12 protein-coding genes are annotated in these 19641 nt (G+C 37.9%); 11 read left to right on the plus strand and 1 reads right to left on the minus strand.

All coding sequences use genetic code 11. The features are described from left to right. Positions 1–16: 16 nt before the first annotated feature. The 11 genes from HWQ44_RS19495 to HWQ44_RS19545 all read left to right on the plus strand — a co-directional run bounded on the left by HWQ44_RS19495 (position 17) and on the right by HWQ44_RS19545 (position 18092). Positions 17–4630 carry a type I polyketide synthase gene (locus tag HWQ44_RS19495; protein WP_292721868.1) on the plus strand — a complete coding sequence of 1538 codons (4614 nt, stop codon included), beginning with the start codon at positions 17–19 and terminating at the stop codon, positions 4628–4630. Positions 4631–4791: 161 nt separating this feature from the next. Then, entirely contained in the window at positions 4792–5553 is a 762-nt protein-coding gene (locus HWQ44_RS19500) for a class I SAM-dependent methyltransferase (protein ID WP_292721870.1), read from the plus strand. 201 nt (positions 5554–5754) lie between these two features. After that, on the plus strand, positions 5755–9867 hold the full coding sequence (locus tag HWQ44_RS19505; protein WP_292721873.1) for a non-ribosomal peptide synthetase: 4113 nt from the start codon (positions 5755–5757) through the stop codon (positions 9865–9867). Further along, the gene (locus HWQ44_RS19510) at positions 9867–11246 is read left to right on the plus strand and encodes a cytochrome P450 (RefSeq protein ID WP_292721875.1); all 1380 of its coding nucleotides are present in this window, start codon (positions 9867–9869) and stop codon (positions 11244–11246) included. Before HWQ44_RS19505 ends, HWQ44_RS19510 begins: the two co-directional genes overlap by 1 nt. A 109-nt stretch (positions 11247–11355) precedes the next feature. Continuing rightward, the gene (locus HWQ44_RS19515; protein WP_292721877.1) at positions 11356–12744 is read left to right on the plus strand and encodes a cytochrome P450; all 1389 of its coding nucleotides are present in this window, start codon (positions 11356–11358) and stop codon (positions 12742–12744) included. Positions 12745–12841: 97 nt separating this feature from the next. Then, positions 12842–13729 (plus strand): SDR family oxidoreductase, encoded by an 888-nt coding sequence (locus tag HWQ44_RS19520; RefSeq protein ID WP_292721880.1) that lies wholly within the window; start codon positions 12842–12844, stop codon positions 13727–13729. A gap of 193 nt (positions 13730–13922) precedes the next feature. After that, positions 13923–14954 carry a sucrase ferredoxin gene (locus HWQ44_RS19525; protein ID WP_292721881.1) on the plus strand — a complete coding sequence of 344 codons (1032 nt, stop codon included), beginning with the start codon at positions 13923–13925 and terminating at the stop codon, positions 14952–14954. 25 nt (positions 14955–14979) lie between these two features. Beyond that, positions 14980–16353 carry an MATE family efflux transporter gene (locus HWQ44_RS19530; RefSeq protein WP_292721884.1) on the plus strand — a complete coding sequence of 458 codons (1374 nt, stop codon included), beginning with the start codon at positions 14980–14982 and terminating at the stop codon, positions 16351–16353. 115 nt (positions 16354–16468) lie between these two features. After that, complete coding sequence (locus HWQ44_RS19535; RefSeq protein WP_292721886.1) at positions 16469–16693, plus strand: MbtH family protein; 225 nt, start codon at positions 16469–16471, stop codon at positions 16691–16693. A 134-nt stretch (positions 16694–16827) separates the two neighbouring features. Next, positions 16828–17700, plus strand: a complete 873-nt coding sequence (locus HWQ44_RS19540; RefSeq protein WP_292721888.1) for an oxidoreductase — start codon at positions 16828–16830, stop codon at positions 17698–17700. Positions 17701–17942: 242 nt separating this feature from the next. Further along, positions 17943–18092, plus strand: coding sequence for a hypothetical protein (locus HWQ44_RS19545; RefSeq protein ID WP_292721890.1), 150 nt, complete (start codon positions 17943–17945; stop codon positions 18090–18092). Here HWQ44_RS19545 and xisF read toward each other — a convergent pair. Further along, positions 18089–19639, minus strand: a complete 1551-nt coding sequence (gene xisF / locus HWQ44_RS19550) for a fdxN element excision recombinase XisF (protein ID WP_292721935.1) — start codon at positions 19637–19639, stop codon at positions 18089–18091. The two genes, HWQ44_RS19545 and xisF, sit on opposite strands and share 4 nt — an antisense overlap. Between the last annotated feature and the right edge of the window lie 2 nt (positions 19640–19641).

The following is a 19641-nucleotide window of genomic DNA, read 5'->3' on the forward strand; positions in this document are numbered from 1 at the left end:
TCTGGTTGATAAAATCATGAGTACTGAAATAGGACAAGAACAAACGGCAAATCCAGATATAGCAATAGTGGGGATGTCTGGTCGTTTACCTGGGGCAAAAAATATTGATGAGTTTTGGCATAATCTCGAAAATAGAGTTGAGTCAATTTCATTTTTTTCAAATCAAGATTTAATAGATTTAAATCTGGGAGAGGACATTTTACGCGACCCAAATTATGTTAAAGCAGCACCTATATTAGAGGATATTGAGCATTTTGATGCGAGGTTTTTTGGTTACACTCCTAGAGAAGCTGAACTAATTGACCCACAACATCGCCTTTTCATAGAATGTGCCTGGGAAGCTCTTGAAAACGCTGGATATGACCCAGAAACCTATGAAGGTTTAATTGGGGTATATGCTGGTGTTAGCACAAATACTTACTTTTTTAATAATATATATAACAACGTTAATTCTAGAGATATTTCTAATAACTATACTTTTAACAAAGATTTTTTAACAACAAATGTCTCATATAAATTAAATTTAAAAGGGCCAAGTGTAGGAATCCAAACTTACTGCTCTACTTCATTAGTTGCCTTACACTTAGCCTGCAAAAGCCTACTTGATGAAGAGTGTGATATCGCTTTAGCAGGTGGGGTTACAATTATAGTTCCACAAAATTCAGGTTATTTCTATGAGGAGGACGGCATTCTATCTCCTGATGGTCATTGTCGAGCCTTCGATGCTAAAGCACAGGGGACTGTTTTTGGTAGTGGACTAGGAATAGTCGTCTTAAAAAGATTAAAAGATGCTATTGCAGATAAAGATTATATTCATGCAGTTATTAAAGGTTCAGCAATCAACAATGACGGTTCTTTGAAAGTTAGCTATACAGCACCTAGTGTAAATGGTCAGGCTGAAGTGATTGTAGAAGCTTTGGCAAATGCTGGAATAGATGCTGATGATATTTCCTATATAGAAACTCATGGAACTGGAACTGCTGCTGGAGATCCAGTGGAAATTGCTGCACTCACTAAAGCTTTTCGTGCTTTTACAAAAAGAAATGGCTTCTGCGCTATCGGTTCAGTAAAACCAAATATCGGACATCTAGATATAGCCGCTGGTATAGCAAGTCTAATCAAGACTGTACAAGCATTAAAATATAAAAAAATCCCTCCTAGCCTCCATTATGAAGTTCCTAATCCTGAGATTGATTTTGTAAACAGTCCCTTCTATGTTAATACTCAACTTACTGAGTGGGAAACTCATAATACTCCCCGGAGAGCAGGAATTAGTTCCTTAGGTTTTGGTGGAACTAATGCTCATGTGATTCTGGAAGAAGCCCCGGAGATTGAATATTCTCATGACTCTAGACCTTGGCAATTGTTGTTAATTTCAGCTAAAACTAGCACAGCCTTAGAAACTGCAACTACCAATTTAACTGCGTATTTAAAAGAACATCAAGATATAAATTTAGCTAATGCTGCTTATACTTTAAAAGTGGGTCGTAGAGCTTTTAACCATCGCCGAATATTGGTGTGTCAAAGTGTTCAAGATGCTGTAGGAGTTTTAGAAACACAGGAGCAGGAACGAATTTTTACTCTATGTCAGGAACATAGAGAACAGCCAGTCATTTTCATGTTTTCCGCACAAGGGTCACAATATGCAAATATGGGTCGAAAACTATACGAAGTAGAACCGATATATCGCAGACATGTAGATACTTGCGCCGAAATTTTGCAACCCCACCTTGGTCTTGATATCCGCCATCTACTCTTTCCATCAGAAGAAATTGAAGCAGCTAGCCAAAAATTACAACAAACAGCCTTCACTCAACCAGCGTTATTTGTGATTGAGTACGCCCTGGCTCAGTTATGGATGTCTTGGGGAGTGCGACCAGAAGCGATGATTGGTCATAGCATCGGAGAATATGTCGCAGCTGCGATCGCAGGTGTATTTTCTCTTGAAGATGCCCTATTCATTGTGGCAAAAAGGGGACAACTGATGCAACAGTTACCTCCAGGGGGTATGCTGGCAATCCCACTACCAGAAAAAGATGTGCGATCGCTGTTGGATGCACAGACGTTGTATAAAAACTCTCTAGAAATAGCAGCAATTAACACCAGAACTTCATGCGTAGTTTCTGGGACAAAGGAAGCGATCGCCACCTTACAAAACCAATTATCTTCTCAAGGGGTTGAATGTCGGCTGTTGCATACATCTCATGCATTCCATTCTCAAATGATGTCACCAATATTAGAAGAGTTTGTGCAATTGCTGAAAACAGTTCAACTGAATCCACCACGTATCGGCTTTATTTCCAATGTAACCGGTAGTTGGATTACAGATGTACAAGCCACAAATCCCAACTACTGGAGCCAACATTTAAGACAAACTGTGAGATTTTCTGATGGTATCTCTCAACTGTTAGAGCAGTTTGCAGGTGTTTTTCTGGAGGTGGGACCGGGGCGAACTTTAAGCACATTCACCACACAGCATTTAGACATCAATTCTAAACAACACGTATTAACTTCCTTACCTCATGTTAAAGAGCAACAATTGGATGTGAGCTTTTTGTTGCAGACATTAGGTCGATTGTGGCTTTTTGGTGTCGATATAGATTGGTCGGGATTTTATACCCACGAGCAGCGTCATCGTCTACCTTTACCTACTTATCCTTTTGAACGACAAAGGTATTGGATTGATCCCAAATCATCATCGACTTCTTTAAATAATAAACAACCAATATTAGATCATAAACAAGATATTGCTAACTGGTTCTATGTTCCTTCATGGAAACGCTCTGTAGTTGCTCATTCATTCTCTGGTGAAATAGAATCTACCCAAGAACAATGGCTGTTTTTTGTAGATGATTTGGGAGTAAGCCAAAAATTAATTAATATATTTAAAGCTCAAGGTAAAAATATTATTATTGTTCAGCGTGGAGAGGGTTTTAATAAACTAGATGAAGATGTTTATACAATTAATCCACACATCAGTGAAGACTATAATGTATTACTTCAAGAATTAATATCATTCGATAAAGCCCCACAAAAGATAGCTTACTTATGGAGCATCACTAATATTGAAAGTAGTCAACTAGGGAACTATTTAGAATTCAAGAGTCTGCTGTTTTTATCACAGATCCTTAGAAAGCTGAAAACTAAGGAAAACTTGCAACTTTGGGTTGTATCTAATCATATTCAAGAAGTCAATGGAAATGAAATTATAGATCCAGAGAAAGCAACCGTGTTAGGTTTATGTAAGGTAATTTCTCAAGAATATCCTAATATAACCTGTCGAAGTATTGATATCGCCTTAACTAAGCACCTAGATGTAGAGAAAGAACAAGGAGACTGTGAAAGTAATATTATTGACAAACTTTTAAGTGAGTTAACATCTAGATCCTCAGACTTAGTTGTTGCTTATCGTGGTTCTTATCGTTGGGTACAAACATTTGAGCCAGTTCGCTTAGAGTCAGTAGTTGAAGAAAAAACACCATTGAGAAAACAAGGTGTTTACCTGTTCGCTGCTGGGTTAGAAACTATTGAAATTGTGCTTGCTGAATATTTAGTAAAAACTCTACAAGCAAAACTAATATTTATTGAGGATTTAGCTTTTCCAGAAAATAATGATTTTTCACAATGGCTTGCAAGTCACACTACAGAAGATGAAGTAAGTTACAAAATTAAACAATTACTAGTATTAGAAAAATTAGGTGCAAAAGTTTTGATAATACGTGTAGATCCAACTAATTACGAACAAATGCATCAAACTTTTTCATCTGGAAATATTGGAGAAATTAACGGGGTTATTTATTCAACTGGAATAAATCGTGAACAAATATTTGGTTCGATTCCAGAAATTGGTAGAATAGAATTAGAAAATTTATTCGACTTCCAATGTCGTAAAATTACTGTATTAGAAAAAGTTTTTCAGAATAAAAAGTTAGATTTTTGGATAAATTTTTCTTCTTTAGCTTCTATTTTAGGAGGATTTGGGTTAGGTTTATATTCGGCAGCCAATCATTTCATAGATACCTTTGCTAACCGACACAACCGAAATAATTCTTTATCGTGGTACATTATAAATTGGGATAAATTACAGCCTCTAGAACAAAAAACGCTAGAACAAGCATCTGGTGTGGAATTAGCCATTACTCCAGTAGAAATTATAGAAGTATTTAAAAGAATATTTTCTCTAAATCAAGGAACTCAAATTATTGTTTCTACTGTAGATTTAAACGCTAGACATAATTATGCATTTAACCTTGAATATCTAGCAAATTTAAAACTATCCAATCAATTAGATGCATCCCAACGCTATTCCAGACCTCAACTTATTAATTCCTATGTTGCTCCGACAAATGAGTTGGAAAAACAAATTACGGAAATATGGCAAGAGGTACTTGGGATTGCAGAAGTTGGCATTTACGACAACTTCTATGAGTTAGGAGGAGACTCGCTCATTGCAACTCAAATGGTTTCTCGGTTGCGAGCAAAGTTTCCTGTAGATTTACCACTGCGTGACCTTTTATTACAAGCTATGATCCCAGCCAAACAAGCAGAAATGATTGAGCAACTTCTCTTGGAAAAAATAGAAGAATTATCTGAAGAAGAGGTAGAAGCCCTTTTAACTAATAGATATTGAACTACGTTTTCGGAGATATAAAGTTAGTTACAACAGTAGAGGAATAAAACAAAATGACATAAGTGTATACGTGATTTAGATTCCATTTACAAGCCTAGTCAAAAAGTAGTACCTAAATTCTTTGATTGAAACCCTTCATTTTACAACAGGAAAAATAGTTTATGTCTCTGCTAAAAAATCTTCCCAACTATGAACCCATCGCTCGGTTACAGAACGAATTCAAGAATACACCTGAGGATTTAATAGCAGGTATAATACCTGCTTTAGAGCAAATATTATTATCACAACTTCCTGCGGGAGCCCATATTCTTGAACTTGGTTGCGGCTCTGGATATTTAGCGCAACAGCTTAACATTAGAGGATATAAAGTTACTGGAATCGATGCTTCTGAAGGGCTGCTAAACTACGCTAAAAAAAATGCGCCTGAAAGTGAATTTATCCTTAGTGATATACGTAGTTTTGAGTTATCATCCGTCTTTGATGCGGTTTTAGCAAATGATGTTCTCCATTTCATCCAAAACAATGAAGATTTGAAAACGGTATTCAAAAACGTATATGCTGCACTTAAAGATGGTGGCGTGTTCGTGTTCAACATACCAATAACAGATTGGCTACATGAAGCTGCTCAGAAAAACAATTTTAATATTGTCAGTGTCAACGATGAATGCTCCTTGATAGAATTATTCTACTACAAACCCGAAGAAAGAATGTGGGAAATCAAAGTTACAGGATTTGAATTGATAGAAAAAAATTGGAAGCGTTCAGATACCGTTTGGTTAAGAAAAGATCACTTTCTAGAAGAAGTTCAGTCTGCTTTAAAAGATGCGGGCTTTACAGAATTTAATTATTATAATACCAAAGATTTTGGAGAGAGCGAAGACATAGCTTGTTTTGTTTGTCAGAAAGCACCCCTGACTTCATAGTAAACTTGCAAAGTTTGTAAACTAGTCAAGATGAATTTTAATTAATTATTAGACTTGTCGCTTAATAATCTTTGCTTCTGCATCTAACTCATAATTACTCTAAATAAAACGTTTTAGAATGTAGATTTGTATTGGGCGACATCTCTATCTATCTTAAAAATTAGATGTAACAATTTAGTCAATTTTATTTACCTATTAACAATGGATAAACATCACTCTAATTTATCACCTGCAAAAAAAGCTCTTTTGGAAAAATGGAAGGGAGGAAAATTTCAAGCTGATATTATTCCTAAACGTCAACTGGTTAAAAATATTCCCTTATCTTTCTCCCAACAAAGACTATGGTTTATTGACCAACTTTACCACGGGAGTTCTTTCTATAATATTCCCATTGCTTTTCATATAAAAGGACAACTGAATATTACAGTGCTTCAGCAAAGTCTGAATGAAATTCTCAAACGGCACGAAATTTGGCGCACAAATTTTACGCTTGTAAATGGAGAGCCAGTACAGGAAATTACACCAAAGTTAATTTGGGATTTACCTATCATTAATCTTGAACATTTATCTGGTAAAGATTGGGAAGGAGAAGTTAAACAACTTGTAGCTGAGTCAGCAACAAAACCCTTTAATTTAGCTAAAGGACTTTTAGTCAGAGCAACTTTACTACGCTTGAGTGAAGAAGAATATGTTTTGCTTTTGACCATGCACCATATCATCACGGATGGATGGTCTTGTGGTGTGTTCCTGCGCGAATTGTCAACACTCTATGCGGCTTTATCTACAAATCAGCCTTCTCCCTTATCTGAACTCCCGATTCAATATGCAGATTTTGCAATTTGGCAACGCGATCGCACCCAAGGTGAATTCCTTGCAACCAAATTAAATTATTGGAAGCAACAACTAAGCGGTGATCTGACTGTACTACAATTACCCACAGACCGTCCGCGACCTACTGTCACAACTTTTGCTGGTGCCAAGCAATACTTTACATTCTCAGCAGCCTTGACTGATGCACTCAGACAATTAAGCCAACGAGAAGATGCCACTTTATTTATGAGTTTGCTGGCAGCATTCAACATCCTATTATACCGCTATACAAACCAGGAAGATATTGTAATTGGTTCTCCAATTGCCAACCGTAACCGAGCCGAATTAGAAGGTCTGCTGGGCTTGTTTGTTAATACTTTGGTTTTACGTAATAACCTCAGTGGTAATCCCAGTTTCCGCGAGCTACTACATCGAGTCCGTGAGGTAACTCTCGATGCTTATGCACATCAAGATTTGCCTTTTGAGATGCTTGTAGAAGAATTACAACCCGAACGAGACTTAAGCCGAAATCCACTTTATGAAGTTATGTTTGTCTTGCAAAATACTCCAACATCTGTGCAGGAAGTATCTGGATTAACCTTGCGTGCTTTAGAGTTTGATAGTGGTACATCTCAATTAGATATTTTTCTGTCAATGTCTGAATCCCAAGAGGGGTTAACAGGGTGTTTGGAGTACAATACAGATATTTTTGATTCAACAACGATTATCCAATTTATTAACAATTTCCAGACTTTATTAGAAAATATCCTTGCTAATCCAGAGCAGCACATCTGTGAATTATCGCTACTAACTGCTTCTGATCAAGAGCAATTATTACTTAAATTTAATCAAACTAGTGCAGACTATCAAGATGTATCTCTGCACCAATTATTTGAGCAACAAGTTGAACTAACACCTGACTCTTTGGCATTAATTAGCCAGTCAGAAAAAGTTACTTATCGTCAACTTAATCATAACGTTAATCAGCTTGCCAATTATTTACAGAAACAGGGCGTAACAAAAGAAACACTGGTTGCTCTATGTCTGGAACGCTCTGTAGACATGGTAGTGGGAATTTTAGCTATCCTCAAAGCTGGCGGTGCATACATTCCCCTTGATCCAAGTTATCCAGTTGAGCGTCTGAATTTTATGCTCTCTGATTCTCAAGCATCAGTATTAATTAGCCATCAGGAAATATTAGAAAAACTATCATTATCTTTGGCTAAAACCGTTTGCTTAGATATCCACAAAGACGAAATTTCTCAAGAAAATCCAGAAAATCCCATCAATATCTCAAAAGCTGATAATCTTGCCTATATTATCTACACTTCTGGTTCAACTGGAACTCCTAAAGGCGTTCTTGGCACTCATCACGGTACCGTAAATGGCTTACACTGGTTATGGAAAACTTATCCTTTCGCCCCAGAAGAAATTTGTTGTCAGAAAACAGCTATTAGCTTTGTAGATTCTGTATGGGAAATTTTTGCTCCTTTACTTAAAGGAATTCCTACAGTAATTATTAGCAATGCAACTGTATTAGATCCACAGCTATTTATAGAAGCTTTGGCGGCTCATAAAGTTACGCGTATTATACTTGTGCCGTCACTACTGCGCTTACTTCTAGATAATTACAGTTATTTGACTCAGAAATTATCGCAACTCAAGCTTTGGATAACTAGCGGAGAAGCACTATCTGTTAAATTAGCTAAAACTTTCCGAGAATTAATACCATTTGGAAAACTAATCAACCTTTACGGCTCATCGGAAGTTTCCGCCAACGCCACTTACTACGACACCAGTTTATTATCAGATCAAGCAAACAGTGTCCCCATCGGTCGTCCGATCGATAATACTCAGGTCTATGTGTTAAATCGTAATTTACAACCAACACCTGTAGGAGTTGTTGGCGAACTTTATATAGGTGGTGACGGATTGGCGAAGGGTTATTTACATCGTCTGGAATTAACTCAGGAAAGATTTATCGATAACCCATTTATTACAGGAAATAAACTTTATAAAACAGGCGATATAGGGCGTTATCTCAATGATGGTAGTATTGAGTATTGGGGTCGCCATGATGAACAAGTAAAAATCAGAGGTTTTCGAGTTGAATTGGGTGAAGTGGCAACTTTTATTACACAGCATCCAGATGTTCAAGAATCTGTTGTAATTGTCAGCAATGAGGATCAAGAAAATCAATCTTTGATTGCCTATGTGGTTACAGATAAACACGACATAGCTGCACAACTGTTGCCTTCTTTGCAAGAGAGATTGCCTAACTATATGCTACCATCTGCCTTTGTGGTATTAGATGCACTTCCACTGACACCTAATGGCAAAGTAGATAAGCGTTCTCTTCCCACAGATGAAGTTATTCGGACAAATACTACTAAATCCTTCATTGCTCCTCGTAATATTACAGAATTATCATTAGTAAAATTGTGGGAAAATCTCCTAAGTACTAACCAGATTGGGGTGACAGATAACTTCTTTGATTTGGGTGGTCACTCATTTTTAGCTGTACGCTTAATGGCTCAAATTCAAGATAAATTTGGGCATAATCTTACCCTATCTACTCTTTTTGAAAATCCCACAATTGAGAAACTAGCTGCCATCGTCAGTCAGCGATCGCACGAAAATTCTAATTCATCTATTGTAGCAATTAACTCTTCTGGTTCCAAAATACCTTTCTTTTGTATGCATGGCGCTGGTGGAGGTATTAATCATTACTTTAACCTATCCAGAAGACTTGGTGAAGATTATCCATTCTATGCATTGGAACATACTCCTGACAAAGCAGAACTTGAACTTCTCTCACTAGAAGAGACAGCAAATAACTACCTCCAAGAAATTCGTAAAGTACAACCAAATGGCCCTTATCTTTTAGGTGGACATTGTTATGGTGGTGTACTTGCTTTTGAAATGGCGCAGCAATTGCAAAGACAGGGTGAAACAGTAGATTTGTTAGTTGTTATCGATGCCATCCTCTCAGAAACACGCATTGAATCTACAAAAGATGATGATGCAAAATTTTTACTCCGCATGGCTGAATCAATCAAAACTGATAACAATATAGATTTTTCCATTCCTTTTGAGGAACTTCGATATTTGCCACTAAATGAGCAACTTCATTTGATTAATAAAAAAGCAAACTTCATTTTTAGCGATACAGAAATTAAAGATTTTATCAGCTACTACAAACTTTTCAAATCTGATGTCCAAGCCATGCGAGATTATGTTCCACTACTTTATCCTCAGTCCATAACTCTATTTCGAGCAAAAGAGGAGATTATTCATGACTTTGACAATCCAGAGTGGAATACTGATGATCCTTTATTAGGTTGGGGTAAATATTCTAGTCAACCGATTCAAGTCATTGAAGTTCCTGGCGATCATTTCTCGATTTTCGTTGAGCCTCATATTCAGGAATTAACCAAACACCTGAGAAATTGTATCGATCTTGCTGTATGCGATGTAATCAATAATGGGAGCAAAAGAAACTGATGAAACTACCCCCAGGTCCGAAAAAACCCTTATGGTTGCTAGGTCTGCAATTCGAGGTTGATCCCTTTGGCTATTTGGATGCTATTTCCAAAAGTTATGGTGATATTGTGACTGTAATGTCTGGCTCTGCACCAATTGTTTACATCAGTAATCCTTCAGGGATAAAAGAAATTTTCACCAATACCAAAGAAATTAGCGCTAGCGGTGCATTGAACCAAGATTTCGCTTTTATAACCGGAAAAAAAGGAGTTCTGCAACTTGATGGTTTAATTCACAAAAATCGGCGTAAGCTCCTAATGCAGGCTTTTCATGGAGCGCGGATGCAAGCCTGTGGGCGAGGTATCTGCGAACTCACAGAAAAGATGATGAGTAAACAAGCGATTGGAAAACCTTTCGTTGCATACCCAATCATTGAAGATATTACCTTTCAAGTGGGTATAGAGCGGGTAATCGGTTTACATGAAGGAGAGCGTTATAACAAAATCAAGCATTTATTTGCGTCTTTGCTTAAACTCGATAGACAATCTCTTATAGTTAAAATTTTTAGCAATATTTTCGGAGAAAAAGATTTAGGTAAATGGAGTCCACAGGGATACCTCCTCCACTTACGGCGAGAACTTTTTCAATTGCTATCTACAGAGGTTAAAGAACGTCGCCAACAAGCAGATTTTTCATGCACTGATATACTTGGTGATCTAATATTTGCTCGTGATGAAACAGGCGAAACATTAAGCGATGAAGAGGTGCGTGACTTGCTCTTATCGCCTATATTTGCAGCTGGTGATGCTTCAGGAACTGCCATTAGTTGGTCTTTGTACTGGATTCACCGTTTAAGAAATGTTCGGGAGCGACTATTGGAAGAACTTGATAGTCTTGGTCAAAACCCAGACCCCATGAGCATTGTTGCACTCCCATACTTAAATGCTGTTTGTAACGAAGTTTTGCGAATTTACCCAACCCAATTGTTTACATTTCCCAGGTTAGTAGAATCTCCAATTGAGTTAATGGGTTACGAAATACATCCCGGTACGATACTTCTTGGTAATATTTATTCAACGCATCAGCGTGATGATTTATATCCAAATCCAAAAGAGTTTCGACCAGAGCGTTTTTTAGAAAAACAATTTTCTCCCTACGAATTTCTGCCATTTGGTGGTGGTTCTCGTGTGTGTATTGGTGGGACTTTTGCCCTATTTGAAATGAAACTAATATTGGCAACTATTCTTTCAGGCTATCAATTGGAGTTGGTCAGTAAGCGCCCAGAACGTCCAAAATTTGCAGGTTTAATTTGTTCCCCTGCAAGTGGCGTGAAAATGCTTATGCGTGGTCGGCGTCAAGATCAAGGAAAGTCGCAGCCATTAGCTGCTGGTTTAGTTTAGCCAGTAGATTTGATTTTTCATTCAGTTGATATATATTTTTAAAGTTTCTGGTTTCTGAATTGATTTTTTCTGGCTAAGTATCTATAAATCATAGGAGTAAATAAGATTTATGACACTACCACCAGGGCCAAAAACCCCCTTATGGCTGCTACGTCAGCAACTTGACACTAATCCGCTTGGCTGTTTGGATGATATTTACAAACGCTATGGCGATATTATCACCATAATGTCTGGTTCTACACCAATAGTTTACGTCTGCAATCCTTCAGGAATCAAGCAATATTTAACTAATACGAAAGAAATTACAATCTCTAGTGTTCCGCCAGGAGATTCCCCGATTACAGTCGGACAGATGGGACAGCAAGGAATCCTTCATCTTGATGGCTTAGTTCACAAACATCGTCGTCCTCTATTGATGAAGACTTACCATGGAGAGCGGATGAACGCCAGCGGAAAAACTATTTGTGAACTCACGGAAAAAATTCTTAGTCAACAGGCGATTCCAAAAACTTTCATTGCCAATGAAATGTTATCAAAAATCACCTTGCAAGTAGCTATAGAGGTTGTGATTGGATTACGAGAAGGAGAGCGCTATGAACAAATAAAACATCTATATACCTCTTGCATGAAATATGAAAAATCTCCCCTGTTTGAGATCATAACGAAATTGCCTTTTACACAATTGGATTTAGGTCGGCTAAGTCCTTGGGGATACCATAAATATATCCTGAAAGAAATTTTCCAATTTTTATACAATGAAGTCAAAGAACGCCGCCAGGAAGCAGATCCTTCACGCACTGATATGCTTTCTGATTTGATATTTGCTTGTGATGAAACAGGTAAACCGTTAGGCGATGAAGAGGTGCGCGATCTTCTGTTTTTGCCTATATCAGCAAGTAATAATGGTGCAACAGATTCGCTTACCTGGTTATTATATTGGGTTCACCATTTAACAGATGTTCGTGAGCAACTGCTTGAGGAACTCGATAGCCTTGGTGAAAACCCAGATCCGATGAGAATTGTAGCATTGCCTTACCTTAATGCTGTTTGTAATGAGACCTTACGAATTTACCCAAGTTCAATGTTCTCGCTGCCAAGGGTGGTAGTCTCCCCAGTGGAGATTATGGGGTATGAGTTAATTCCGGGTACAGTACTCTTTACCAATATTTATTCAACACATCAACGTGAAGATGTGTACCCAGAACCAAAACAATTTAAGCCAGAGCGCTTTCTAGAAAAAAAATTCTCTCCCTATGAATTTATTCCCTTCGGTAGCGGTGGTCGTAGTTGTATTGCCGGGGCTTTTTCTATATTTCAAATGAAACTTGTGTTAGCAACAATTCTTTCAAACTATAAATTAACACTAGTTAACAAGCAACCAGAACGACCAAAGCATTCCAATGACCAATGTTACGCCAAGAGTGGCGTGAAGATGGTTATGCATGGTCGGCGTCAGCATCAAGGAAAGTCAAAGCCACTTGTTTCGGACTTTGTTTAGATATTGGATTTAATTTTTTATTCAGTTGATATAAGTAGGTAGGCATAATTAAAGCTTTTCGCGCATAAAAATACATTTCATTTTGGAGTAAATAGATATGAATCAGAGTAATAAAGGCACAGTTGTCATTACAGGAACATCCACAGGTTTAGGTCGAGTAACTGCACTTTCCCTTGCTAAACAAGGGTACCGTGTTTTTGCTGGAGTCCGCACAGAGAAAGACGCACACTCACTTAAAGAGGCTGCGTCTGGTGATTTAATACCCATTATTATGGACATCACAAAAGCGGAAGAAATTAAATCTGCTACCGAATTTGTCTCACTGGCGGTTGGTGATGAAGGATTGTTTGCATTAATTAATAACGCAGTTGTAGCAGTTGATGGGCCACTAGAATGTATTCCAATAGATGACATCAGATGGAATTTTGAAGTAAATGTTGTTGGTCAAATTGCAGTTACCCAAGCATTTTTACCCATGATCCGACAAGCCAAAGGTCGAATCATCAATATCAGTGGGATTTGTGGCAGATTAGCTCTACCTTATAGAAGTCTGTTATCTGCTTCAAAATTTGCGATCGAGGCAATTACAGATTCTTTACGAATGGAATTAACTTCTAGCGGAATTGAGGTTATTTCCATTTTACCAGGGGGAATAGTAACTCCAGAACAGGCTGACAAAGTAGAAGCTAGTTATCAGGAAACATTAGCTAATATGTCACCCGATACTAAAGCTATATATGGCAAAAATTACAAAATATATATGCAAGGTGCGGTAGAGGACAATCGCAGCACAGGTTTACCACCTGAAAAAGTGACAAATGCGATTTTGGAGGCTCTGGAAGCTCGGAAACCAAAAAGACAATATTTTGTCACACAATCATTGTGGGAACTTCGGCTATATGCGTTGTATAAAAGATTAGTACCACATCAATATTTTTATGACAATTTTTATAAGGGAATGCAAAAAGGAATGGGATTTGATTAGTAATTTTGCAAGAAGAAATTCAGGAGCTATAAATCAGCATTAATTATGTACGGCTTGCGAATAAACCAAGGTTTTTTTGTAAGAATTTGCAGATTTTAATTCCACAATAATTGATTTGTAATTTTGGCTTCTGAATTCTTCTTCAACGCTATTTCATTCTTTTTGAATAACAACTATAGCAAAGATAGTAAATATGCCAACTCAACATATTCACCAACTTCTCACACCAGACTGTCGTTTTTGCTCCTTGGTTTCTAAAGCTAATGGAGAAGATCCAATTGGGACAGCAGGTACTTGTGAAAATTGGTTGATTATGGAAGTTCCACAACCTTGGCCGCAAGAAATCTTTCAAGAAAATCCAACTATTAAGTCATTGATGGGTTTATTTGAAGAGTTAATTTTTAAGCATGAGGTCAAGTTGAAACCGATGCTAATTGCTCCCGATCGCGAGTATTCTCATCCTGGTTTTACCCGCTTGTTCTACTACTACCGCCCTGCAAAGCTATTTGCTCAGTTTGAGAAACAGGAGTTTGTTGTTCCAGAAAGCAAAGCCGCTGCTTTGGTGACAGCAATATTCAAGCAGTTAATGCAACAACCCAACGATTTATCAGAGTTTCAGCAATATCAACAACAAACGAGTCACATTCGTGAACTCATGGTTTGTACCCATGCTCAAGTTGATCTTGCTTGTGGCAGATTTGGGACTCCCATCTATCGACGATTACGTAAAGAATATGCTCCTGCTTCTAATGGAAAGTTAAGAGTCTGGCAAACAACTCACTTTGGTGGTCATCAGTTTGCTCCTACCTTAGTTGATTTACCCCAAGGGTGCTTGTGGGGACATTTAGAGCCAGATGTATTGGATTTACTAATACAGCGAAATGGCTCAGTTTCTGGTTTGCGTCAATACTACCGAGGATGGACTGGTTTAAGCGAATTTGAGCAAAGTGTTGAACGCGAAATTTGGATGCAGTTTGGTTGGAGTTGGCTAGATTACTTGAAAGCAGGCAAAGTGCTGGCGATGAAAGAGGTTGCTGAAGGACAAAATACTGACTGGGCAGAAGTTCGTATTGACTTTGCAGCTCCAGATGGTAGTAGATCAGGTGCCTATGAAGCCAGAGTAGAAGTTTGTGGTGAGGTCATGAGTGCATTTAACTCAGCAAAAGAGATGGAGTTAGAAGCAGTGAGGCAGTATCGCGTTAGCCGTTTGGTTAAGGTTGAGTAAATGGAAATGATCCGAAAACTAAAAAATGACTTTACAAAAACAATCTCAAATTACAAATGAAATCCTTCAAGGTAATCTTGTTAAGCTGATGTTTAAGTTATCAATTCCCAGTACTCTGGGAATACTGATGTTTAGCTTGAATAATTTTCTTGATGCTTTATTTGCAGGTCAATTTATTGGTGAAACAGCTCTGGCTGGTATTACCCTTGCACTACCACTCACTGGTATAGCTGAGGGATTTTCTGCCTTAGTTGGAGTCGGTTCTGGTTCTGTTCTCAGTCAAGCCATTGGTTCTGGAAATATTAAAAATCAGTCGAAAATATTTGGCAACTTAGTGGTGATGGGTGTAGCGATCGCTTTTGTGATCACAACCCTTGGCTATAGCTTTGGTGAAAAATTAATTGTATTCATGGGAGGAAGTGGTGAAGTTGCCTCTGCTGGTGTGGCATATTTTAAGACTTATATACTAGGTTCAATATTTTATATACTAGCGGGAGCTTCTAGCCAGCTGATAATTTCAGAAGGTAACATTAGATTATCAGCTATATTTGACTTAATTTTTATTACCCTTAACATTTTATTAAATTTAATATTTATTAGTGTCTTTCATTGGGGTATTCAAGGGATCGCCCTGGCTACAGTTATTGCGATGGCTGTTTCTACTCTTGTCAACTTAACTTATTTTTTCTCTGGTAAAAGTTCCATCCCAGTTAATCTTAAAAAGTTAGCGATCGCCATAGACTTAATACCTGCAATATTATCTGTAGGGATATCACAATTATTTTATCCAGTTACGATGTTGATTCAAGATATTGTGATTTTTAATTTAATATCTTACTACGGCAAAAGTAGCGATATTGCTTTCTTTGGAGCAACAGCTAAAGTATCTACATTTGTATTTATTCCCATCATTGGTTTTTCGCAAGCATTACAACCTATAATCGGAATGAATTATGGCGCACAAAATTATGGACGGATAAAAAAAGCATATTTAACTTTTGCAATCATTGGAACTATTTTATCAATATTAATTTGGTTGCCTTTACAATTATCTCCAATGACATTTTTGGGTATAATTCTCCCAGGGATTAATTTTACAGAAGATGATTTTTTAAATTTTATAATTCTGACGATACTAATACCAATCTGGCCTTTAGCACACTTTAGCAATACTCTTTTTATATCTATAGGCAAAGGTAAAACTGTGTTAGTAGTAATTTTGTTAAGAAGTATAATCTTAACTGTGCCAATAATCATATTTTTTTCAAGAATCTCAGGTTTAAGGGGCATATATTATGGAATTCTTTTTGCAGATATTTTATTTATGTTAATTATCTTTGTTCTAACAATTTTGGAATTTCATTATTTAAGTTCACTGAAATTGGAAGAGAGCAAATAGGGAGATATAAAACTAGTATAATCATAAAAATTGCCTGTACTAGTTATTAAATTTAATCCCATAATATTAGTACCAGATCGCAAGTCATAACTTATTAAATCTCAAGAGGTAAATTATGTATCAAGACGACAAAGAAGACACAACAATTTACAAAGTTGTAGTTAATCATGAAGAACAGTATTCCATTTGGCCATCTGAGCGTGAAAACCCTATCGGTTGGCAGGATACTGGAAAAAATGGTTTGAAGCAAGAATGTCTAGATTACATCAAAGAAGTCTGGACTGATATGAGGCCACTTAGTCTTCGGAAAAAGATGCAGGAAACATCTGGCAATATTTAGTAGGCAGATGTACTTTGAAATTGCTTATTTAGATGGGCTTTATATGCTCACTATACATAAAGATAAGCATTTTTATACTGCTGAAACTTTAGGCTTTTTAGGTTAGTAATACTTGTTAAAAATGGAGAATTTCTATGGCATCTCAGACACGGGTATGGTTTATTACTGGTAGCTCAAAAGGCTTAGGTAGAGCATTAGCAGAAACAGTGCTTGAGCGGGGTGAGACTGTGGTGCTAACGGCACGGAATCCCCAGCAGATAGAAGATTTAGTAGCCAGGTTTCCAAACCGTACATTAGCGGTGCAACTTGATGTAACGAAACCCGAAGAAGTACGGGAAGCAGTGAAACAGGCAATTGCCAAGTTTGGACGTATTGATGTACTTGTTAATAATGCTGGATATGGGATTTTAGGGGCAATAGAAGAAGTCAGTGATGAAGGAGTTCGCCGTCAGTTTGAAACAAACTTTTTTGGTGTCTTGGAAGTGCTAAGGACAGTTTTACCTTATATGCGCCAACAACGCAGTGGACACATCCTTAATATTTCATCAGTGGGTGGCTTTGTGTCCTATGCTGGTACGGGAATCTATAATGGTACTAAATTTGCGCTAGAAGGAATTTCCGAAGCATTAGCTCAAGAAGTTACACCTATCGGTATCAAAATCACAATAGTTGAACCTGGTGGATTTCGTACAGACTTTGTGACACGTTCTCTTGTTATAACTGATATCCAAATCAATGACTATGAACCAGTGATTGGTGAGATGCGTAAAGGTGCGCGGGATATCCTGGATCAGAAATTGGAATTTCAGGAATCAGGCGATCCAAAGAAAGCAGCTTTGGCAATGATTCAAGCAGTTGATAGTGAAAATCCACCACTGAGATTGGTGCTAGGAGAAGATGCAATTTATGCTATTAATGCCAAGCTGGAGTCAGTCAAAGCAGAACTAGATGTTTGGAAGGAAGTATCTGTAAATACTGCGTTTGATGAGGTTCTAGTAGCTAAATAGTGCTATTTTTTGCGGTTTGGGAGAACTCCACCCCGCCAAAGCTATGCTTTGTATACGGGGAAATCTAAATTACTTATTGCGATCGCACCACAGAGCAGTAGACTAAACTCACAAAGAAAATTAGTCACAACGTTTTCTTAAATGAAGTAAGTAGGCAATCTTTACTCAATACAAAAAGCTCGTAGCTAACAGAAGTTTTTAGTTTACTAGCTATTTTTAAAGTAATGATGGAGCCGCTTCAAATGAAACGACGTGAAACATTAGCCGAATTGGTCGCCCGAACAGTAGTTGAATTTGAAAAACGCGAGCTAGAACTACAAAAAGCTCAGGTGCATCAGGTGCAGCCACAGAAGAAAGTCACAAGCAAGCGTAAATCTAAAAAGGCTGCTTAATGCAGGTGCAGCAACTCAACCGCAGTCACCAGATTGGCATCTACCACTATCTTTTTAATACACCCTTTAAGTAAAGCTTGTTTGTCCTCCGGCTCTAGTCCTTCCCAGTATCTCTGATTTGAAAATGCCACAATAATCCGCTCTTTAGCTATGAGGTATTGTTTGGATGCGTTGCTTGTCGTTGCGACAGCCGTTGCTATCTGCATTCTCATATCCTCTTTGGCTTTTTGAATTGCTGGATTTGATGGCAATGCTTCCAGGGTATTTAAAGATGCCCGCAGTGTCTTGATTTCTGCGGATTCTTCTGAAGAATAAACTTCTTGTTCTACCAGTCCAGCTAACCGTTCAGCCTCATGAACTAGATGTTTAATCATTTGTTTTTCTAATTCATCGGAAGAAATCATCCGCCCGTTATGACAAGCACCAGTCCGATAAAAACTGCATTGGTAGTGATGACGAACAAAACCTTTGCGTTTAACCAATTTTTTGCACTGGCGACTATAAGCAGCCCCACAATGAGCGCATTTAACTAAATTGGCGAATGGGTTAGTGTGTTTTTGCTCGGTAGCCCATCGGTTATTCCGGTTGCTGCGAATTATTGCTTTGATACGTTCGTGTTCCTCGCGGGTGATAATCGCTTCATCTTCGTGGGTTCCCCATGTCACTTCCCACTCGTCAAAGGGTTTGCGATGTCCTTTGGGATGAACTACTGTGTTATACAGTGTTCCTCCTGCGTAGACGGGATTAACTAGAATAGAGCGTAATCCAGAAACTGACCACTTCAACCCTGTGTGTGGATAACGAAGATTCAACGCACCTCCACGAGATTTGTTGATATTCTCTAGGACGATTTCCTCTTCCTCCTCTAGGAGGTTAATCCTAGTATTAGTAGTTTTTGTGACAGCATTGGCTTGAATACCTAAAGTATCATGCAGTACTCTCGCTGTTTGAGATACTGTACCCACTGCTAAAAATGTATCAAATACTAGCCGCATTAATTGCGATCGCGTTAACTCTTCTTTACCCTCAATTAAACAAACACACAGACGATCATCTCGTTTGTACTTGTCGCCCTCAACTATATACCCCAATGGTGCATTCCAGTGAGGTTTTTGATTAGCTTTGCGGGTGTCGCGCTCTTTCTTAATTCGCATCCCCAGCATTTTCACCTCATACTTAGATGCTGCTAATCTCACATCAATTGTTAACTCACCGCCAATACTCGATAAATCGAACGGTTCATCTAGTGCATGTGGCTGTATACCTTTCTTTTTTAACGCATCCATCAAACGATAAAAGGTCATTGATGAAGATGTTAAACGGTCAATCCGAATAAATAGCAGCTTCGACACTTTGCCTGGTACAGATGCGTTGATATCTTCAATTAACTGCAAAAGCCCTTTACGCTGATCGCTAGTACGACTTTCCACATCGTAATATATGTGTGTTGCCCCAGCACTACGCAACCGCCGCATTTGTTTAATCAACGCGCCTTCATCTTCAGCCTGCTCATCAGTCGAAACCCGTGCATAACCTAAAACGTCCATAC

Origin of the sequence: Nostoc sp. JL34 (genome assembly GCF_017114945.1) — a bacterium.
In the GTDB taxonomy this organism is placed as follows: Bacteria; Cyanobacteriota; Cyanobacteriia; order Cyanobacteriales; family Nostocaceae; genus Nostoc.